The 19,012-nt window shown below is 71.7% G+C and carries 19 protein-coding genes and 1 pseudogene; 10 read left to right on the plus strand and 10 right to left on the minus strand.

Annotated elements, in window-relative coordinates; all coding sequences use genetic code 11:
* The first annotated feature begins 16 nt into the window (after nucleotides 1-16).
* On the plus strand, nucleotides 17-199 hold the full coding sequence (locus OG373_RS36575) for a hypothetical protein (RefSeq protein WP_405442996.1): 183 nt from the start codon (nucleotides 17-19) through the stop codon (nucleotides 197-199).
* A 69-nt stretch (nucleotides 200-268) separates the two neighbouring features.
* Here the strand turns inward: OG373_RS36575 and OG373_RS36580 are convergent, their stop codons facing one another.
* A complete protein-coding gene (locus OG373_RS36580; RefSeq protein ID WP_405442998.1) occupies nucleotides 269-892 on the minus strand; it encodes a TetR family transcriptional regulator in 624 nt (207 codons plus the stop codon).
* A 98-nt stretch (nucleotides 893-990) separates the two neighbouring features.
* Between OG373_RS36580 and OG373_RS36585 the strand changes: the two genes are divergently transcribed.
* The 3 genes from OG373_RS36585 to OG373_RS36595 all read left to right on the plus strand — a co-directional run bounded on the left by OG373_RS36585 (nucleotide 991) and on the right by OG373_RS36595 (nucleotide 1,959).
* Complete coding sequence (locus OG373_RS36585) at nucleotides 991-1,182, plus strand: hypothetical protein (RefSeq protein ID WP_397734665.1); 192 nt, start codon at nucleotides 991-993, stop codon at nucleotides 1,180-1,182.
* Nucleotides 1,179-1,454 (plus strand): hypothetical protein, encoded by a 276-nt coding sequence (locus tag OG373_RS36590; protein WP_405443000.1) that lies wholly within the window; start codon nucleotides 1,179-1,181, stop codon nucleotides 1,452-1,454. Before OG373_RS36585 ends, OG373_RS36590 begins: the two co-directional genes overlap by 4 nt.
* A 112-nt stretch (nucleotides 1,455-1,566) precedes the next feature.
* Nucleotides 1,567-1,959, plus strand: coding sequence for a YciI family protein (locus OG373_RS36595; RefSeq protein ID WP_405443002.1), 393 nt, complete (start codon nucleotides 1,567-1,569; stop codon nucleotides 1,957-1,959).
* 23 nt (nucleotides 1,960-1,982) lie between these two features.
* On the opposite strand, the gene OG373_RS36600 is transcribed toward OG373_RS36595, so the two are convergent.
* Nucleotides 1,983-2,894, minus strand: coding sequence for an NAD-dependent protein deacetylase (locus tag OG373_RS36600; protein ID WP_405443003.1), 912 nt, complete (start codon nucleotides 2,892-2,894; stop codon nucleotides 1,983-1,985).
* Between the two features lie 171 nt (nucleotides 2,895-3,065).
* Here OG373_RS36600 and OG373_RS36605 point away from each other — a divergent pair, with 171 nt between their 5' ends.
* Entirely contained in the window at nucleotides 3,066-3,266 is a 201-nt protein-coding gene (locus OG373_RS36605) for a hypothetical protein (RefSeq protein WP_405443004.1), read from the plus strand.
* Between the two features lie 107 nt (nucleotides 3,267-3,373).
* On the opposite strand, the gene OG373_RS36610 is transcribed toward OG373_RS36605, so the two are convergent.
* Nucleotides 3,374-4,120 (minus strand): RNA polymerase sigma factor, encoded by a 747-nt coding sequence (locus tag OG373_RS36610; RefSeq protein ID WP_405443005.1) that lies wholly within the window; start codon nucleotides 4,118-4,120, stop codon nucleotides 3,374-3,376.
* A 513-nt stretch (nucleotides 4,121-4,633) separates the two neighbouring features.
* Between OG373_RS36610 and OG373_RS36615 the strand changes: the two genes are divergently transcribed.
* Nucleotides 4,634-4,765, plus strand: a complete 132-nt coding sequence (locus OG373_RS36615; RefSeq protein ID WP_397734679.1) for a hypothetical protein — start codon at nucleotides 4,634-4,636, stop codon at nucleotides 4,763-4,765.
* Nucleotides 4,766-4,846: 81 nt separating this feature from the next.
* Nucleotides 4,847-6,556 (plus strand): hypothetical protein, encoded by a 1,710-nt coding sequence (locus tag OG373_RS36620; protein ID WP_405443006.1) that lies wholly within the window; start codon nucleotides 4,847-4,849, stop codon nucleotides 6,554-6,556.
* A 48-nt stretch (nucleotides 6,557-6,604) separates the two neighbouring features.
* On the opposite strand, the gene OG373_RS36625 is transcribed toward OG373_RS36620, so the two are convergent.
* A complete protein-coding gene (locus tag OG373_RS36625) occupies nucleotides 6,605-6,940 on the minus strand; it encodes a hypothetical protein (RefSeq protein WP_405443007.1) in 336 nt (111 codons plus the stop codon).
* A gap of 355 nt (nucleotides 6,941-7,295) precedes the next feature.
* Entirely contained in the window at nucleotides 7,296-7,658 is a 363-nt protein-coding gene (locus OG373_RS36630; protein WP_405443008.1) for a hypothetical protein, read from the minus strand.
* Between the two features lie 64 nt (nucleotides 7,659-7,722).
* On the opposite strand from OG373_RS36630, the pseudogene OG373_RS36635 reads away from it, so the two are divergent.
* Nucleotides 7,723-10,855, plus strand: a pseudogene (locus tag OG373_RS36635) (Tn3 family transposase).
* Nucleotides 10,856-10,930: 75 nt separating this feature from the next.
* On the opposite strand, the gene OG373_RS36640 reads toward OG373_RS36635, so the two are convergent.
* Nucleotides 10,931-11,593, minus strand: coding sequence for a TetR/AcrR family transcriptional regulator (locus OG373_RS36640; protein WP_405443009.1), 663 nt, complete (start codon nucleotides 11,591-11,593; stop codon nucleotides 10,931-10,933).
* 108 nt (nucleotides 11,594-11,701) lie between these two features.
* On the opposite strand from OG373_RS36640, the gene OG373_RS36645 reads away from it, so the two are divergent.
* Nucleotides 11,702-12,283 (plus strand): class I SAM-dependent methyltransferase, encoded by a 582-nt coding sequence (locus OG373_RS36645; protein WP_405443010.1) that lies wholly within the window; start codon nucleotides 11,702-11,704, stop codon nucleotides 12,281-12,283.
* Between the two features lie 178 nt (nucleotides 12,284-12,461).
* Nucleotides 12,462-13,472: a recombinase family protein gene (locus tag OG373_RS36650; protein ID WP_405443011.1), complete on the plus strand. Its 1,011-nt coding sequence runs from the start codon at nucleotides 12,462-12,464 to the stop codon at nucleotides 13,470-13,472.
* A gap of 189 nt (nucleotides 13,473-13,661) precedes the next feature.
* Here the strand turns inward: OG373_RS36650 and OG373_RS36655 are convergent, their stop codons facing one another.
* The 4 genes from OG373_RS36655 to OG373_RS36670 form a co-directional block, all read right to left on the minus strand.
* Complete coding sequence (locus OG373_RS36655; RefSeq protein ID WP_405443012.1) at nucleotides 13,662-14,972, minus strand: hypothetical protein; 1,311 nt, start codon at nucleotides 14,970-14,972, stop codon at nucleotides 13,662-13,664.
* 299 nt (nucleotides 14,973-15,271) lie between these two features.
* Nucleotides 15,272-17,143 carry a serine/threonine-protein kinase gene (locus OG373_RS36660; RefSeq protein ID WP_405443014.1) on the minus strand — a complete coding sequence of 624 codons (1,872 nt, stop codon included), beginning with the start codon at nucleotides 17,141-17,143 and terminating at the stop codon, nucleotides 15,272-15,274.
* 200 nt (nucleotides 17,144-17,343) lie between these two features.
* Nucleotides 17,344-17,595 (minus strand): EF-hand domain-containing protein, encoded by a 252-nt coding sequence (locus OG373_RS36665; protein WP_405443016.1) that lies wholly within the window; start codon nucleotides 17,593-17,595, stop codon nucleotides 17,344-17,346.
* Nucleotides 17,596-17,737: 142 nt separating this feature from the next.
* Complete coding sequence (locus OG373_RS36670) at nucleotides 17,738-18,970, minus strand: cytochrome P450 (RefSeq protein ID WP_405443018.1); 1,233 nt, start codon at nucleotides 18,968-18,970, stop codon at nucleotides 17,738-17,740.
* Nucleotides 18,971-19,012: the final 42 nt, after the last annotated feature.

Below are 19,012 nucleotides of genomic sequence, written 5' to 3' on the forward strand. Positions count from 1 at the left end.
TCAGGAGGTGGTGGCGGTGCGCGGTACGAAGGTGCTGGACTCCTTTCCCGCCGGTGATCCGTACGGGAGTTGGCCCGCCGAGGAGTACGCGGCCCGGTGCCGGGAGCGGGGCCAGCGGGCGACCGTCGTGATGGACCTGGACAGGGACGCCTTCCTCGTCGTGGCCCCCGACGCGGACGCGACGCGAAACGCCGCGTAGCCGCGCCCCGCCGGGTCACCGCGCCCGCTCGTCCTGCCCGCCCGGTCAACCCGCCCGGTGTCCGCCCGGTCAACCCGCCCAGTGCATGCGCCCGAGATGGATCAGGCGCAGCTGGGCGAGGGCCGTGCCGGTGGCGGCCGACCAGTCCTGGTCCCGGAGCGATGCGGTCAGGAACGCCGAGGCGGTCATGAACATGTGATCCACCAGCAGCCGGGACAGCATCGTCACATCCTTGCCGGCCCAGCCCGCGCTCACGGGATCGGACCCGAGCGCGACACCGATCTCGTCGGCGAAGACGTCGAGTTGCGCGGCGATGGCCTCGCGCACCGCCGGTACCCCGCCGTGCCGCTCACGGACCAGGAAGCGGACGTGCGCGGGCCGGCCGCGCACCAGTTCGGCGATGAGCCGCACCGCGGCGTCGCCGCGGCGCTCGGCGTCGCCGGTCGCGGCGAGGATCTCCCGCACGGTCTTGTGCAGGCTGGCCAGTGCCTCCTCGACCAGTACGGTCCCCAGCTCGTCCATGCCCCGGAAGTGCCGGTAGAAGGCGGTGGGGGCGACGCCGGCGGCCCGGGTGACCTCCCGGAGGCCGAGGCTCCCGAGGCTGCGCTCCGCCAACTCCGACAGGGCCGCGTCGAGGAGGGCTCGTCGGGTGCGGCGCCGCTGGGTCTCACGAAGGCCGGTCTCTGCACTCATGACGTGAAGTCAACCGCGTCACAGTTGTCCGCCGCCAGCATGAGGCGAACTGAACTGGGTAGTCAGTGAACAACTGTTACCTGAACGGAGGACGTCTCATGCTCTTCCTCGTAGGCGCGTTGCTGGTGCTCGGCGTCGTCCTCGGCGTCGTGGCCCATGTCCCCGCGCCCGTCAGCCTGGTCGCCGGTCTCGCCATCGCTCTCTGGCTGGCCCTCTTCGCCGCACGCGAGCGCCTCTTCGGCCACCGCCGCGCCGGACGGCTCGACCACGAACGCGGAGGTGTCCGATGAGCCCGCGGGCGGATTCCCGTACCGAAGCCGCGACCCCGGCGGCCCGCACCCGTGACGCCGACGCGATGGCCGTCACCGGCTTCGTCCTCGGCCTGGTGGGGCTCCTCGTGATGAACGTGATCCTCGGCCCGACCGCCGTCGTCCTCGGCGCCCTCGCGCTGCGGCGGCACACGACCAGGCCCGGCCGGGCCTGGTCGTGTGCCTGGGCCTGGCCGACGTGGTGCTCCTCGTCTGCCTCGTCACTGCCGACGGGACCTGGTCGTGGAGCCTGACCTGAGATTCCCGGACCGGATCGGCCGCCACCGATGAGTTTCGCGGCCGCCCGCGGTCTACCCCTTCGACAGCACGCAGAGCGGAGCAGCCCCCCCCGGAAGGGTGAGGAACATGAAGTACATGATCCAGATGAACGTACCGGCAGCCGAGTGGGACGCCATCATGTCGTCGCACTCCGAGGAGGACATGCAGGCCATGTTCGCCCACATGAACGCCCTCAACGACGAACTCACCTCCGCCGGGGAGTGGGTGGACGGGCAGGGCCTCGGCGGCCCCGCGCTGGTCAAGACGGTGCGGGCCGGGAGCGACGGACGACCCGAGGTGACCGACGGGCCGGCCCGGGCGGGAGACATTCTGGCCGGGTACTGGGTCGTCGACGTCAAGAGCGAGGACCGGGCCCTGGAGATCGCCGCACGGGCGTCCGCCTGCCCCGGACCGGGCGGGAAGCCCGGCAGCGACCCGGTCGAAGTGCACCCGATCCCCGGGGACCCGACGGCAGCCTGAGCCGCGGGCGGGCTCCGGCCGGATCAGCTGTCCGCCGGTCCGTCGACCGGTCCGTCGACCGGGATGTCGAGCCGGCCGGCCACCTCGGTGAGGGTCGGCCCCAGGGGGAGCGCGACCCGGGCGAGGGCGTGCTGGTCGCCGCGGGTCGGATCGTGGTTGACGATCAGTACGGGTTTTCCCGCCCGGGCCGCCTGCCGGACGAACCGAAGCCCGGACATCACCGTCAGTGAGGAACCCAGGACCAGGAGCGAGGACGCTCCGTCGACCAGGGCACGGCAGTGCTCGACCCGCCGCGCCGGGACGGATTCGCCGAAGAACACCACGTCCGGTTTGAGGACGCCGCCGCACTGCGCGCAGGGCACCACACGGAAGTCCCCGACCTGCCCGTCGGTGAGGTCGGCATCACCGTCCGGGTTCAGCCGGGCGGCGACCGGCTCGAATCCGGCGTTGGCCTCCTCCAGCCGCCGGGCGAGCTCCCGGCGCGGGCCGACGGCGCCGCAGGAGAGGCAGACGACCCGGTCCAGGCTGCCGTGGAGTTCCACCACGCCCTCGCTCCCGGCGGCCTGGTGCAGGCCGTCGACGTTCTGGGTGATCACACCCGCGAGCATCCCGTGCCGCCCGAACGCCGCCACGGCCCGGTGCCCGGCATTGGGCCGCGCCCGGCCGAACGTACGCCAGCCGAGGTGACTGCGCGCCCAGTACCGGCGCCGGGCCCCGTCGGCGGCGGTGAATTCCTGGTAGGTCATCGGCGTGTGCCGGCTCAGGCTCCCGCCCTTGCCCCGGTAGTCGGGGATGCCCGACTCCGTGGACAGGCCCGCCCCGCTGAGCACCAGCACACCGCCACCGCGCAGCGCATCGGCGACCGGCTCCGGATCGACGGTACCGGGCCGGAGGTCCCCGGGAGGCGTCCAGCTCAGAGTCGGGCGCATACGCATGCCGCCAGCGTACGCAACCGGCGGCCCCGGGGTCGGCGGCGCAATGCCCGAGACAGGGGTGGGCGGCGGAGCCGCAACTGTTCGAGCGTGCGCATGGCGGTGACGGCTCGTTCGCCTGTTGATGGCGTACGGCCGGTACCGGCGGGCCGGCGCCCGGGTGCGGAGAGGGGTGTGGTGTACGTGGACGTGGTGCGGGAGTCGGCCGCCGCGGGGCGCGTGGTGCTGTGGGAGGAATCGGCCCGCGACGGCGCGCAGGCGAAGACGCTGATGACGCCCGGGTTCCGGGTGGAGCTCGCGCGCGCGACGGGCCGGATCTTCGGCCTGGACGGCGCCCGGCACGTGGTGTTCGCCGCAGGCTTCTCCGCGGTGTGAGGGGAGGAGTTCGAAGCCGGCCGCCGGGTCGCGAGAGAGGCTGCCCAGGACCGGCTCCACCCGCACCCGGACGACTACCTCGACCACCTACGGGCGCGGTACGGCTCTCAGCGGTCCTTGTGACGGTGATCGCTGCTCGGGCGGACCTCGTCGGCGGCTGCCCGGTCGACGCCCCACAGGCGCAGGAGGAGGTCCCGGAGGCGACTCACACCGTCCTGCAGGACCAGGCCGGCCGGCAGGGGTGCGACCAGGTACGGAGGCAGGTGCTCCAGGATGCGGGCGAGCACCAGGAGGACCCCGAGCATGACGAGCGCGACGGTCCCCTCCACGGCCGCCCGCTTCAGCAGGACAAGTCCGCGCCGGTTCTGCGTCTTGACAGTGGAGGCCGGACGGCCCAGCATCCGACCCGCCTCCGAGGCCGGAATGCCGAGTGCGGTGTGGGCGACCACGGCCTGCCGGTTCGCCAGGGGAAGCCGGGACAGCCCCGAGTGCAGCATGACCTTGGCGACGACCGCCTCGGCGGGATCGGCCACGACCTCGTCCCCCACGGAGTCCGGCCAGACGGCCGCGACGTACCGCACCGTCACGGGGAATCCGTCCCTCGTGACGATGCGGTAGGCGTCGCACCTCTTGTAGATCTTGCGGCGAGCCGTCGTCCAGAGGGCCCGCTCGGGCGCCTCCCAGACGTCGAACCGCCGCAGCGCCGTCATCAGCGTCTCCTGAGCGAGGTCCTCGGCCAACTGCCGGTGGTCCTCGTTGTCGGGCATGACTCCCCGCAGCCGCTCCAGGCAGAAACGGCGCACCCGCGGCAGGTAGAGCAGTACGAAGCGCTCGCGGTCGTCCATGTACCGCATGCACCGACCACACCACCGGGAGGCATCCCGATACGCCGCCGGGCTCTCGTCCGTGGGCGCCACCCCGTCGAGGAGATCGACAGGAGTCGCACAACCGAGGCACGGGGTGGACAGGGTCGAGAAATCCGTCATCTCACTGCTCCTCACGACAGCCCCCACTGGGCCGGTCGCAACAGGTGAGGCAAACGCAACCGTCTTTGGACGGAGTCGGGGGAGAAGAACCCGAAAGATCTCGGGCGGGCGAGGCTTCGCACTTCTGGGCCGGTGAGGTGAACCTGTACGTCGGACGGCGGCGGGGCGGCCGGCAGCAGTGGCAGGGGGCCGCGGCGCCCCCGAGGCTCGGTTCGGGGGACGAGCACGAGGAAAGGGCAGCAGGCAATGCCGCAGGCCAATGAGGAGGGCGTCGCCGCACGCCCGATCGGTACGGTCGATCAGCGACGGAGTCGAGCTGGACACCTGGGGACTGTGCTCAGGCGGACGAATCTGCTGCCGGCGTTCTTGGTGCTCACGGGGATGACGGTGGCCCTGTGGCTGATGGGAATGCCGTTCCTCCAGGCCCTGACGATCTCCACCGGAGTGAAGATCGCGGTGGCCCTGCTCGAACTCCGCCGACTGCCCGACCGGGTCGACGAGCCGTCGGGCTGAGTTATTGCCGCGCCGCCCCTTTCCCCGCGGTGACAGGATGCCCCGGACGGGGGTCGGCCACGGGGGAGCGAGGCGGGGGACATGTGGGAAGCGCTGGACGCGGTCGACTGGCGTGCGCTGGAGGCGGTGGGGTCGGACCATTCGGCCACCGACGTGCCGAAGGTGCTGCGCCGGATCGCCCGGGCGGATGCCACCACCCGTCCGGAGGCGGTGGCGCGGGCGTACGCGGACCTGCACGACCTGCTCATGGCCTCGTGGCGGGCGCAGGGGCAGGGCACCGACGTCGGCGCGGTCGCGCTGCCGTTCCTGGTGGATCTGGCCCTCGACCCGCGCACGGTCGCACGGCCGGACCTGGTCGACGTGCTGGTGTGCCTGGCCTGCGACGAGGTGGGCGGGGAGGCCGGGGGGACCGGCGAGGCCGGGAATTCCGGGGATTCCGGGGAGGCCGACTCCGCACGGGAGGCGGCCTGGCGGCGGCAGTGGCCCCGTATACGGCGGCTGTTCGACGACGGGGATCCCGTGGTGCGGCGGACCGCGCTCCAGCTGATCGCCGACCGCACCGGCCCCCTGCTCGAGCGATGGCACGTGGAGACGGACCTCTCGGCTCGGGTGGCCCTGTTGCTGGCGTTGGGCCCGGCCGCGGCTGCCGAGCACCCCGGGCGGTCCACGGCCGCCGAGGTACGGGCTGTGCTCGACGCTGCCCTCCACGGCGAGAATCCGGTGCTGCGGGTGGCGGCCGTGATCGCAGCTGCATCTCTGGACCCGCGGTCAGTGCTCCGTGCCCGCCCCATGCTGTTGGAGCTCCTCACCGATCCCGTACTCGCCCCGGAGTTCGAGCAGGTCTGGTACACCGTCCACTGCGAAATCCCTTGCCTGCGCAGCGATATCGTGGCCCGGGTCGTGGAACTGCTGGAGTGCGAACCGGCGGTGGCGACGGCGTTCGTGACCGCGCTGGCCGAGATGGGGAGCCGGATCGGCGATGCGGAGCTGCGCCGGTGCGCGGTGGACGAGGCATGGCACCTGCTGTCGGCCCGGCCTTCCGCGGCAGCGGCCGTACTGCCACTGGCGGCCGGGCTGCTGGCGGACCCGGACGACGACGTGCGGTACAAGGCCGCGCATCTGATGGCGGTGCTCGGTCCCGGGGCGGCCCGGTACGCCGACCGGCTCGCCGCCCTCCTCGACGACCGCGGCGAATCGGAGTTCTTCGACGGCACCGTCGGTGATCATGCGCGGTGGGCCCTGACCCGGATCGGCGACCCTCGCGCTCTGCCCGACCTCATCGAACAACTCGTCGCGCCCTATCGGGACATGCAGGGCCGCGGCTACGGCCTGGGCGACCCGCGCCGGCCGGACGTCGCCGACGTGCTCCGGCCCCTGCGCGCACACGCCGCAGAGCTCCTGCCCGCGGTACGAGAAGCCCTTCGCGACGAGGTCTCCCGCGCGGGGTGGCTGGTCGGGGACCTCAGAGAGGTCCTCCACGCGTGGGGCGAGAACCCACTGCTGCCCGGTGAGCCGGGGCCGTACCCGCAGCCGTGGGAACCACCGCAGATGGAACCGGCGCAGGCGGAGGCGAGGGTGGTGGCGTACGCCGCCGACGGGCAGTGGCACTGGATGCTGACCACCGCCCTCGACACGCTCGCCCGCCACGGACCCCTCACCCCGGCCGCCCGGGAGGCGCTCACGGCACTCGCGGCCGCGGACCGCCGGCTCTCGGAGCACGGCGGCTACCCGGCGTTCCTCCAGGACGAGGAGATCCGCGCACGGATCGACAGGGCACTCGCACTTCCGTAGAGCTCCGGGCCGGCCAGGGCCGTCGGGGGCCGGAGCCGGAGCCGGAACCTAGGAGGACCTGCGGCGCAGAGCCCGGCGGACCCCGTACAGGACGACGAGCAGCACGATGACGACGACCACGACGATCAAGAGCGTCTTGAACAGGCCGCCCTTCTTCTTGCTCTTCTTCTTGCCCTTCTTGACCCCGGTGGTGGCCTGGACCTGGGACGACGTCGGTGCGTGGAGTCCGGCGGCCACGCCGGCGCCGGCGTGGAGCCCGCTCTGCGGGAGCGCCGCGGCGGCCGGAGCCTGCCGGACGGCCGGAGCGGCCGCCGAGGCGGTTGCCGCAGACCCCAGAAGCAGCCCGGCGAGCACGAAGAACGGGACGATTGCCGCCGCCACCATCGGGCGCTTCTTCGGATTGCTGTTCGTTGTCACTGTCTCCCCTGTTCTCCCCTGCCCCGGCCGGGCCCGGTGGGATCCGGAAGGCCGAGGCTTGAAAGCATCGTCGACGAGTTCGACCGCCCGGGCAAGGACATGGACTGCGCAACGTCGTCGAGTCCGCGAGCGGTGCCTGGCCGACGACACAACTCAGCCGCGCGAGGGGCCCCTTGCCGTGGACGGCGGCTCCATCGGTCTCGCCCCAGCCGGGCCACGGCACTGCGGGCCCGGTCCTGGCGCTCGGAGCGGGTGCGGTGGCGCCGGGCCTGCGAGTGGCGGTCGGGAACACGCCATCCGCCATCGGCCGCAGGGCCCGCCCTCACGGACACCAGGAGCTGCCGCTCCGGCTCGCCCGGGCCTCCACCGTGTAGCCCTGCTCCCCGTCGAATGCCCAGGACACGCCGAGATGGGAGGTGACGCCGTCGATCTGCTTGGTGAAGCAGAAGCCGATCCGTTCGCCGGCCGGGTCGTGGTGCCAGGCGGGCTCGTCCGGCTCGGGCGGTGCCGGCAGCCAGCCGTTGCGGGCGGCGGCCGCCCGGTAGTGGGCGACGACGTCCGCTCGGCGGGCGGGCTCGGTGTACTCCCGGCCGGAGTACGCGAAGCGGTCGTCGTCCGGCCTTGGGGAACATCGGTACAGCCGTTGGCGCTGAGAACGATCATGGTCGGCTAGCACAGCGATCATCCCCAGAACGGAGGTTCGCCGAAAGATCGTCGATCACGGGTGGGGCCTGGCTACGGTCCGCTTCATGCCTGTGGAGTTCTTAACTGATGATCAGGCCGAGGCGTACGGGAAGTTCGCCGAGGAGCCGACGAGACCTGAGCTGGAGCGGTTCTTCTTCCTGGACGATGTCGACCGGGATCTGATCGCGCTGCGGCGTACGAAGTATCACCAGTTGGGCTTCGCCCTCCAGATGTGCACGGTCCGCTACGTGGGGCTGTTCCTGGAGGACCCCCTGGCGGTGCCGTGGCCGGTGGTCGTGCACCTGGCCGCGCAACTCGGTGTCGAGGACCCGTCGTGCGTGAAGCGGTACACCGAGAGGCTGAAGACGGCGTACGAGCACGCGTGGGAGATCCGGGACGCCTACGGCTACCACCCGTACGACGATCCGGAGTGGGGTCGGAAGTTCCGTACGTTCCTGCACGGTCGGGCGTGGACGCACGCGGAGGGGCCTGTCGCGTTGTTCAACCAGGCGGTGGGCTGGCTGCGGCGGAACCGGGTGCTGCTGCCGGGTGTCTCGGTGCTGGCCCGGCAGGTGTCAGAGGTCCGCACGATCGCGGAGAAGCGGCTGCATGCCACCGTGGCCAGGGCGGCTCAGCGCGCGGACCCGGCGCTGCCGGTGGACCTGGTGGCCACGCTGGTGACGCCGGAGGGCGGCCGGTACTCGGAGCTGGAGCGGTTGCGCCGGCCTCCGACGCGGACGACGGGCACGGCGTTCGCGCGGTCGCTGGAGCGGGTCGATGAGATCGGTGCGTTCCAGCTGGGGTGGTTGAAGCTGTCGCAGATCCCGCCGAACCGGCTTGCGTCGCTGGCCCGGTACGGGCTGGCGTCAAAGGCCGCGAGCCTGGAGCGGGCCGCGGAGCCCAAGCGCACGGCGATGCTCACTGCGGTGATGCGCCACCTTGAGGCCAAGGCGATTGATGAGGCGCTGGACCTGTTCTCGGTGCTGATCGCGACGAGGCTGATCAGCAGGGCGAAGAGGGCCACCGACAAAGAACGGCTCTCGACGCTGCCGCAGCTGGAGAAGGCGTCGCGGACCCTGGCGCGGGCGGCGAAGGTGCTGGTCGAGGAACTGGAGCGGGTCGAGGCACACGGCACGGATCTGGACGCGGCGGCACTGTGGCGGGCGGTGGAGGAGGTCGCGCCCCGGGCCGTGGTGATGAGTGCGGCCGCGCTGGTGGTTTCGCTCGTGCCGGAGGACGAGGACTCGGCGGCCGTCGCGATGCGGGCGGCGTTGGCAACCCGGTACAACACGGTGCGGCCGTTCCTGTCGCTGCTGGGCGAGTCGAAGGCGCTGGACGCGGCGACCGGTGGGCAGCGGGTGCTGGCCGGGGTGAAGCGGCTGCCCGCTCTTGCGCGGCGGCGGGTGAAGGACAAGCCGCTGCTGCCGCGCGAGGTCGATGACAAGCTGGTGCCGGCCGCGTGGCGCAAGGCGGTGTACGCCAACGCCGACCTGCCGCCGGGCGCTGTTGACCGGGACGCGTACGTGGTGTGCGTGCTGGAGCAGCTGCACCGCGCGCTTCAGCGCCGGGACGTGTTCGCCTCTCCCTCGCACCGCTGGTCCGACCCGCGCGCCCGGCTACTGGACGGCACCGAGTGGGAGGCCGTGCGGGAGGACGTCCTGGCGGGCCTGAGCCTGGATATGCCGGTCGAGGAGCACCTGGCCGCGCTGGTGACGGCGCTGGATGCGGCGTGGAAGCAGATGGCGGAGCGGCTGGAGACAGCCGGGCAGGACACGAAGGTCACCATCGAGGTCCCGCCGGGCGGCCGGGCGAAGCTGAACGTGTCCAAACTCGGCGCGCTGGGTGAACCGAAGTCCCTGACGTGGCTGCGGGGGCGGGTGGAGAAGATGCTCCCGAAGATCGACCTGCCGGAGCTGCTGTTCGAGGTGCACGGCTGGACCGGGTTCCTGGACGCCTTCGTACACCTGGGCGATGGCACAACCCGCATGAAGGACCTGGACCACCTCACTGGTGGCCCTCCTGGTCTCGGAGGCGTGCAACATCGGCATGACCCCGGTCATCAACCCCGCACATGAGGCGCTTCACCGTTCCCGGCTGGTGCACGTCGACCAGTTCTACCTGCGGGCCGACACCATCGCCGCGGCGAACGCCGCACTGATCGAGGCCCAGGGCCAGGTGCCGATCGTGCGGTACTGGGGAGACGGCCTGCTGGCCTCGGTCGACGGACTGCGGTTCGTCGTCCCCGTCCGCACCATCAACGCCGCCCCGTCACCGAAGTACTTCGGGTTCAAGCGCGGCATCACCTGGCTCAACGCCGTCAACGACCAGGTCGCCGGGATCGGGCAGATGGTGGTGCCGGGCACCCCTCGCGACTCCCTGCACATCCTGGACGCACTGCTGAACCTCGACGGCGGGGTGAAGCCGGAGATGGTCGCCACCGACAACGCCTCGTACAGCGACATCGTGTTCGGCATCTTCCGCATCCTGGGCTACAACTTCAGCCCCCGGTTCAAGGACCTGGACGACCAACGATTCTGGCGCGCGTCCCTTACCGGCGTAGAGACCGGCACGTACGGGCCGCTGGAGCCGCTGGCCCGCAACCGGGTCAACCTGAACAAGGTGATCACTCACTGGCCGGACATGCTCCGGGTCGCCGGTTCCCTGGTCACCAACCAGGTCCGCGCCTACGACCTGCTGCGGGTGTTCGGACGCGAGGGCCACCCGACCCTGCTGGGACAGGCGTTCGCCGAGTACGGGCGGATCGCCAAGACCGAGCACCTGCTCCGCGTCGTCGACCCGGTCGACGACACCTACCGCCGCCAGATGAACCGCCAGCTCACCGTGCAGGAGTCCCGCCACAAGCTGGCCCGCGACGTGTGCCACGGCAAGCGCGGCACCATCCACCAGGTGTACCGGGACGGCATGGAGGACCAGCTCGGATCGCTCGGTCTGGTCCTCAACGCCGTGGTGCTCTGGACCACCCGGTACATCGACGCCGCTGTCGCCCAGCTCCGCGCCGAGGGCCACGAGGTCCGGGACGAGGACATCGCCCGACTCTCCCCGCTGAAGCACCGCAACCTCAACGTCTTGGGCCGCTACAGCTTCACCGCCTCCGCCCCGGCCGGCGGGGCCTTGCGGCCGCTGCGCGACCCGGACGCTGCCGGGCTTGACGATGATGACGACGGTGCAGCGGCGTGAGCGTCCCGGTCAGCTTCCGCAGCCGTAGCCGGTCGCGGACTCTGCTTCGGCGGCTGTCGCCGAAGAGTCGGTGGCCTACTCGTGGTCTGTGCAGAGGTGGGTAGTCAGGGCCACACATGCCCACTCCTCCCAGGCGTCGGGGGACCAGCCCCGGTCGCGGACGAAGATCAGGTATAGCTCCGGACTGAGAAGCCCGTACAGCAGGTCGGCGGCGCGGGCGGTATCGACGTCGGGGCGGGCGTCGGGCTTGGAGGTCAGTGCCTTCGCTGCGGCGTGCTGGACGGTATAGCGCGGGTCGGGGCCGGCGGGCCACTGCGCGGCGATCTCCGGGTCCGTGGCTGCGGCAGCCGCGATCAACGGCATGATCGGGGCGACCCGGCCGAGGATGTCGCGTACACCCCGTACGTGGGCGCGCAGTTGCCCGGCCGCGGTGGGCTCGGCGCACGCGGCGCGGAACCAGTCGCGGTCCATCGTGGCGACCGGTTCGACGTCGCCCGCGATGGACGTGTCGACGACGTCCTTGAACAGCGCGCGCTTGTTTCGGAACACGAAGTACACGGTCTGGACGGCCACACCCGCGCGATCCGCAACCTCCTGAAGGCTTGTCGCACCGTACCCCTGCGCGACGAACAGCTCCCGCGCCGCCGCAACGATCTTCTCGCGGGTACGCCGCGAGCGCTCGGCCCTCTTGTCGGGGCGCTTGACGTTCTGTCCGTCGGATCCCTTGACCGCATCCATGCCGGGAGTCTATCTCTAGAGTCAGTCACTAGAGATGAACTCTAATTTCTTGGAGGGGTAGCGATGAGTGAGACTCGGACGGCTGCGGAGCTCGAGCAAGAGGGTTTTGTGCGCCGCGTGTTGGAGGACTTCTACCGGGACGGCAAGCCGCCGTGGGACAGCGGCATCACGCCGCCCGAGCTGGTGGCGCTGATAGAGGGGCCCGGTGCGCTGATGCCGGGCCAGGTCCTCGAACTCGGCTGCGGCACCGGGACCAACGCGGTGTACCTGGCCCGGCACGGCTGGCGAGTGGCGGCCGTCGACCTCGTCGACCGCGCGGTACGGCAGGCTCGGGAGAAGGCCGACGCTGCAGGAGCGGACGTCACGGTGCTGTGCGGGGACGCCACCCGTCTCGACGAGGTGGGCGTGCCCGGTCCGTACGACCTGTTCTTCGACCTGAGCTGCTACTGCGGGATTCCACCCCACCGCCGCGACGCCTACGCAGCCGGCCTCACCAAGCGTGCCGCCCCCGGTGCGCGATTGCTGATGTTCGGGTACGGGCCCGGGGCGTTTGACGACTCGTGGTCCGGCGTCACTGCGGACGAACTCAGCGCCAGGTTCGCTGGGTGGCAGCTGGACGACGTGACGCCCGGCACGAACCCGGTCCCGACTTTCTGGTTCACGCTGCGCCGCGGCGCCGACTCTGCATGAGCTCAGTCGCACCGGGCAGCTTCGGGCTGCGGCTGTCGCGCGCGGCCGTTCTCATAAACGAACATCTGTGAGAGCTCTGCGAGAGCGCCGGAAGTGATCACGTTTCCGCAGGTCGCCACTCGCAAAAGTCCTCTCGAAACCCGCATGTTGTGCGAGGTACTTCTGAGAGACTGCCGCCATGGATCTCACGCCCGATCAGGCCGCATTGGCGGTGGAACGTCACGACTGCCCGAACTGTGACGCGCCTGCCGGTAGCCCCTGCCGCACCCGGGGCGGGAAGACCGCCGCGAAGTACCACACCCCGCGCTTCGTCCTCGTCCCCGCGCTCCGCGAAGAACTGGAGATCCCCGTCCCCGCCGACCGGCACCCGGGCCGCGCGTGGAAGCAGGGCCCCGCGCTCGCCATCGTGCCCGCGCCCCGTACCGAGCGGCCGGTCCGGATCGGGTACGCAAGGACATCGACCGCCCGGCAGGAGCTGGCGAGCCAGCTCGAAGCTCTCCACCGGGCGGAGTGCCACAAAGTCTTCAAGGAGCAGATCAGCACCCGCATCAAGGTGCGGCCCGAGCTGGAGAAGGCGCTTGCCCTGGCCCGCCAGTTCAAAGAGGCCGCACCCGAGACGCCGGTCATCTTCACCGTCCACGAACTCAAGCGCCTCGCGCGCAACGCCGCCGAGCTGATGACGCTGTCCGCCGAGCTTCAAGCCGGCGGCATCCAGCTCGAACTCCTCACCGGCCCGCTCACCGGCATCTACGACCCCAACGGCATGGGCGCCATGTTCTTCGCCGTGCTCGCCGTGGCCGGGCAGATCGAGCGCAACTACATCCGGGAGAAGACCCTCGAAGGTCAGGTCACCGCTGCGGCCAAGGGCAACCACGGCGGAAGGCCGAAGGTCATCGACGACGACATGCTTACCTTCGCCGTCGCACTCAAGGACAAGGGCGTCCCCGTCCCGGAGATCGCCAAGAAGCTGGTCATCAAGACCGGGAAGAACGCGGGCAAGAACCCCTCGGTCGCCTCGCTCTACCGAGCGTTCGCCGAAGCTGAGGAAGTCGCCGTGGACGACAGCCTGCTGGTGCGACCCAAGCCCGTCCGCATCCGTCGGCCCGGGGACCCGCTCACTCCCGAGGAGATCGACCTCCGCGAATGCCTCCAGGCCCAGCCTCACCCGAACACGGAGATCCGCAGCTAGACCTCATGATCAATCTCAGCGCCAACGGCTGTACCGATGTTCCCCGAGGCCGTCGTCGTCTGGCGCGGGTTCGGCGGTGCCCCGCAGCCGGCCGGCCGCGAGTGCGTGAACCGGGCCCGGATGAGGCTCGGTTGGTACCAGTACCAGTACTAGTACCGGGGCGGCTGTGGCCGCGGCCCGGGGCTGCCGTCAGGAGTTGGGCAGGCGGCGGAAGCGGTCGTCGTCCTCGTAGCCGACCGCCGGTATGCCCAGCAGGTCGTCCACGCCGGGGAAGCCCTCGCCCGCCTGGAACTCCGCCCCGTGCACCGACGCGTTCTGCGGCGGGCCCGCGTACATGCCGGTGTGGGCGCTGCCCAGTTCCATGAGGTAGCCGCCCGCCGCCGCCGGGCGGCGCCGGTCGGTGTCGACGGCCTGGGCGGCGTAGGTGTTCATGGCGGCGACGCGCTCGTAGAGGGCGGTCGCCGACATCTGGGGGCGGCGGGCCGGTCGGCCGTCGAGGCCCTTGACCCGGATGTGGTGCGTCCGGGCGGCCTCCAGCACCGCTCTCAGTCCGGTCGCGCCCAGGTTCATGTTGCTGTCGTAACGGGCGACGAACGTCTGCAGCTCGGGGCTCATCGTCCCGTCGGCGAGGTACGCGTCGACGAGTGACTGGTACCCGTCGTCGCGGATGCTCTCCAGGTACAGGGTGCTCACGCCGGCGGCCTGGATCTCTTCCATGTGCGTGCACAGGAACTGCCAGATGCGTGCCCCGGAGTGGGTGCCGCCGATGGCCACGCCGTCGAACCGCTCCAGCAGCGCGCGCAGGTCGCCCATCGCGTCCTGGGAGCCGGAGCCGGCCAGGGTGTCCTCCACCGTCTGGTGGCGCTGTTGCCGGTCCTCGGGAGTCTCCGTGTACGTGTTGCGCGTGGCTCGGGCGTCGTGGCCGAGTTGTGTGTCGCGTGCGTCCTGACTGTTCCAGTGGCCGACGGTGCGCGGGTCGGCGCGGCCGATGCCCTCCAGTACGTCATTGCGTCCGGCCGTCGGGGGGACGTCCGGCGCGAGCCTGCGGATGTTGCCCAGGTTGTAGTGGAGCAGCTGGTCGGTCTCCTGGAGTGTCTGCGGGTCCGCGTCGATGGCTACGCGCTGCTTGTTGGCGGCATCCCGGACGGCCTGCGGCAGACTCTGCCATTCGTCCGCCGTCAGCGCGTTCGGTGTGCGGTCCCTCGCGCGGGAGTTGCGGGGACCCCGTAGGCGCATCGCCGGGCCCGGCGGGTGCTGGTGCAGTTCGTCCTGCTCCATGCGCTGGACCACGGGAACGGGACCCGACGGCGGCTCCGCGGCGTGCGCGTGCCGCTGCGCCTCGATGATGCGGGACACCACCGCGTTCCCGGCGAGACGCTGGAGTTGCAGCATCGACTCCGCGGTCGTTGCCCCGCCGGACCGGGACTGTCGCGCGGCCTGCGCGGCTCCCGGGCGCTGCGGTCCTTTCCGCTGCTCGTCACCGGTCTGCTGCGCCCGCATGCGGCGTCTCCCTCTGCGACATGGACTGGGGACGTCCAGTGTCACTGCTCTGCCTTCCTCGACGGCACGTCCGGAGGGGCACGTACGGGTGCAGGCGCCTTGCCCTTCACTCGTGGAGTGGGAGCGGGGTCGGCTCACCGTCCCCGGTGCGTCGGGCAGGGCTGGGCGCGGGTGGAGGGGGGCTCCGGCTGTCGGGGGCGGCGGCCCGGGTCGGCGACGTACGCCCGCCAGCCGCAGGGAAGCCCATTGCCGTCATGACACACGCAGGGGCTTGACCGACAAGATGGGAAAGAGACGGCCTAGTCCTTCGCCGCGGCCTCGGCGTTGCGCCAGACCGTCAGGTCGACGGTGATGAAGTTGGTCTCCTTCTTCGCACCCGACTTGCCGCGGAAGGTCGCCAGCGTGATGTGGCCGGCCTTGCTCAGCACGCAGACCTGCGATCCGTCCGTGAGCTGGTCGAGGCCGACCTTCTCGGTGAAGCGGGTCACTGCGCGGCAGGTCTCCAGGGAGCCCTTCTCGGAGTTGTTCAGCAGGACGAGCTTGCCGTTCGTGGTACCGAACTTCTCGTCCCCGAACAGAGTGTCCCGGTAGTAGAAGAGGTCGGCGTGCCCGTAGAGCACACCGGCGCCGGTCGGCTCCTCGGCCGGGCGCGGCGGGTTGTCGGCGAACATCAGCTGGTGGTTCTGGGGCACTTCGATGCCCTGGTACGAGACCGGCTGCGGGTCGGGCCGCTTCTGCGAGGCGCTGCCGCCGCTCGACGCACTGTCGTCCCCGCCCTTCTTGGAGCCGTCCGGCAGCAGGGACCCGATGACCGCGAGCCCGATGACCGCCGCCGCGATCGCGCCGACGACGATCAGCCCGGTCCGCTTGGGGCGCGGCGGAGTGGGCGGACCGGGAACGAAGCCCTGGGTGTGGAACGGCGGCGGCGTGTTGTGACCCGGGGCGTACGTGGGCTGCGTGTACGGGGGCTGGTTGTACTGCGGCTGCGGATAGGGGGGTTGCGGATACTGGGGCTGCGGGTACGAGGGCTGCGGGTACGAGGGCTGCGCATACGGGGGCGGCGTCGGGTGACCCGGCGGCACGGCCCCCGGAGCCCGCGGCGCCGGGGCTGCCTGTGTCGGCGCGGCGGCCACCCCGGTCGGCGTGTACCCGGGCGCGGCGACGGGTACCGGAGGCGCACCCGGGGCCGGGGGCTGCGGCGAGACCTCGGTCGGAGTCGGAGCCGAAGTGGGCGCGGCCGTCGGCGGCGGGGTGGGCGCCGGCGCGGGCAGCTGCAGCCGCTCGGTGATGGAACCGGCGACGGCCTGCGGCAGCCAGTCCTCGCCCTGGCGCAGCGGGGCCTCCGAGGCCGCGTTGCACAGGTCGATGACCTCGCTCAGGGTCGGGCGGTCGGCCGGGTCGCGGCTGAGGCAGCGGGTCACCACCGGCCGCAACTCCTCGGGCAGGGCGCTGAGGTCGGGGTCCTCGTGCACGATCCGGTAGAGCACCGCGTGCGAGGGCCCGTCGCCGAAGACGGAGGCCCCGATCGCCGTGAAGGCCGCGATCTGCCCGAGGGCGAAGACGTCGGTGGCCGGGGTGACCGTGCCGGCCGAGGCCTGTTCGGGCGCCATGAACGCCGGGGTGCCGACGCTGACGCCGGTACTGGTCAGGGCGGTGGTGTCGGCGGCCCGGGCGATGCCGAAGTCGATGACGCGCGGGCCGTCGGAGGCGAGCAGCACATTGGCGGGCTTCAGGTCCCGGTGGACGATGCCCGCGCCGTGGATGACGTGCAGCGCCTCGGCGACCCCGACGGTCAGCAGCAGCACGCTGCGCACCGGCAGCGCGCCGTGCCGGGCCACGGCGTGGGCGAGCGAGGGGCCGGGTACGTAGGCCGTGGCCAGCCAGGGCCGGGGGCCCTCGGTGTCGGAGTCGATGACCGGTGCGGTGTAGAGCCCCTGGACCCGCTCCGCGGCCCGCACCTCCTGCTGGAAGCGCCGCCGGAACTCGGGGTCCTCGCTGAACTCGGGCCGGATCACCTTGATGGCGATGGGCCGGCCGCCCGGCGTGTAGGAGAGATAGACCTTGCCCATGCCGCCCGCGCCCAGCACGGCCGCCAGGCGGTAGCCGCCCACGACGGCCGGGTCGTCCGCCTTGAGCGGCTCGAAGAAGTCGGCGGAAGATGCGCTGCCCATGGGATCCATCTCTGATTGCGGCGGTTCAGCACCTGCCGGCGCCCCGAAGTCAACCGAGAGCGTACCCAATGCCCGGACCGCCCCCGCCCCGGACCGCCGGACCGGTTCCGGTAGTTGGTGCACCGGTCCGCTGCGTCGCGGGCAGCACCGGGTCGTGGCGGACCGGCGTCCGGGCGGACCGGTCTCGGGCGGATCGGCCGCTACCAGCCGAAGCGGCGGTTGACCACCGCCGCGAACTCCTCGAAGGTCAGTACGCGGTCGCCGTTCTGGTCGGCCGCGTCGAAGAGCGCCGAGGAGTCGTGGATGTCCCCGACGCCCCAGAAGGGGATCGCCCCCTGGGCCGCGAGGGTCGGACCCTTGGAGCGCAGGGCGCCGATGACCTCGGCGCGGGTCAGCGTGCCGTCCTGATCGAGGTCGAGGGCGTCGAACAGGCGCCGGGCCTTCTCGCTCATCACGTGTTCCTCTCAGCGGTACACGCACCGCCTCCCGGGCGGCGCGTCCTGTACGGGAGGACGCCGTGGGGCCGTGTCGGGTTGCCCCGCCGCGTCCCCGGATTCGACGGGACGGGGCGGCGCCGGGTCACCCGGGTACGCATCACCAGGTGGCGTGCAGGGCCTGCGGTGAGCGGTGGATCAGTGTGGGCCGCATCCGCGGCGGTGGACGGTCCCGGTCCAGTCGCAGATCCGGCATCCGGCGGATGAACAACTCGAGAGTCAGACGGAGTTGTTCACGGGCCAGTTGGGAACCGGGGCAGCCGTGCGGCCCGTGCCCGAAGGCGAGGTGCTGCCGGTTGCCGGGCCGGGTGATGTCGAAATCCGCTGCTCGCTCGTACCGTTCCTCGTCGCGGTTGGCCGAGCCGTACGCCACCAGCACGGCGGCCCCCGAGGGCAGTTCGGTTCCGGCGAGCGTCACCGGCCGGGTGGTGATCCGTCGGAAGGCCTGGATGGCGGTGTCGTGCCGGACGGCCTCCTCCACCGCCGCCGGGACCAGGGACGGATCGGCGCGGAGCATCCGCCACTGCCGCCCGTCGTCGTCGCCGAGCAGGTGCAGCAGCATGGTGGCGATGAGGGCGCTCGTGGTGAGGAATCCCGCGATCAGCAGGTTCTGCAGGCTCGTCACCAGTTCGTGGCGCTGTTCGAGGGTGAGCTCGGCGTCACCGGGGGCCAGGGCCGCCACCATGGTCGAGCACATGTCGTCCCGGGGCCGGGCGCGCCGGTCGCGGACGTACCCGTCCAGCAGGTGCTGGAGCGCGACCACGTCCTCGGCGGCAGCCGCCTGCCCCTCCGGCGACAGCGGCCGGAACAGCAGTTCCTCGGCCCGGTAGCCGCCGTGCACGGCCGCGGGCACGTCGGCGGGGTCCAGCCCTATCAGCCGTCCGACCACCATCCCGGGCAACTGCCGGGCGTACGCCTCCACCAACTCGGCGGACCCGTCCGCCGCGAACCCGTCCACCAACTCCTCCGCGCACGCGCGGGCGTACGGCAGCAGCGCTGCCACCCGGGCGGCGGACAGCCCCCGGTTCAGCGGGGCCCGGTGCCGGCGGTGGGCGGCGCCGTCCGAGGACACGACGGTGGGCCGGGGCCCGAACCCCCGCGGCAGGACGCCGAGCGCCGCTTCCGAGAGGGGGATGTCCGGCAGCAGGGAGTTGGCCGAGGAGAAGTCCTCCGCGCGCAGCAGTACCTCCCGTACGTCCTGGTCGCGCGCCACCAGCCACGCGTCGAACTCGGGTACGTACGTGAGCCCCTCGGCCCGGCGGGCCCGGTCGTAGAGCGGATAGGGGTCGCGGTACAGCTCGTCACGCCGCGCCCGGGCGTCGTGCCATGTCACGGGGACCTCCGGATCACGGTCGGGACCGGGCGGGGGGCCACC

The sequence above is a fragment of the Streptomyces avidinii genome (assembly GCF_045161815.1).
GTDB lineage: Bacteria > Actinomycetota > Actinomycetes > Streptomycetales > Streptomycetaceae > Streptomyces > Streptomyces avidinii.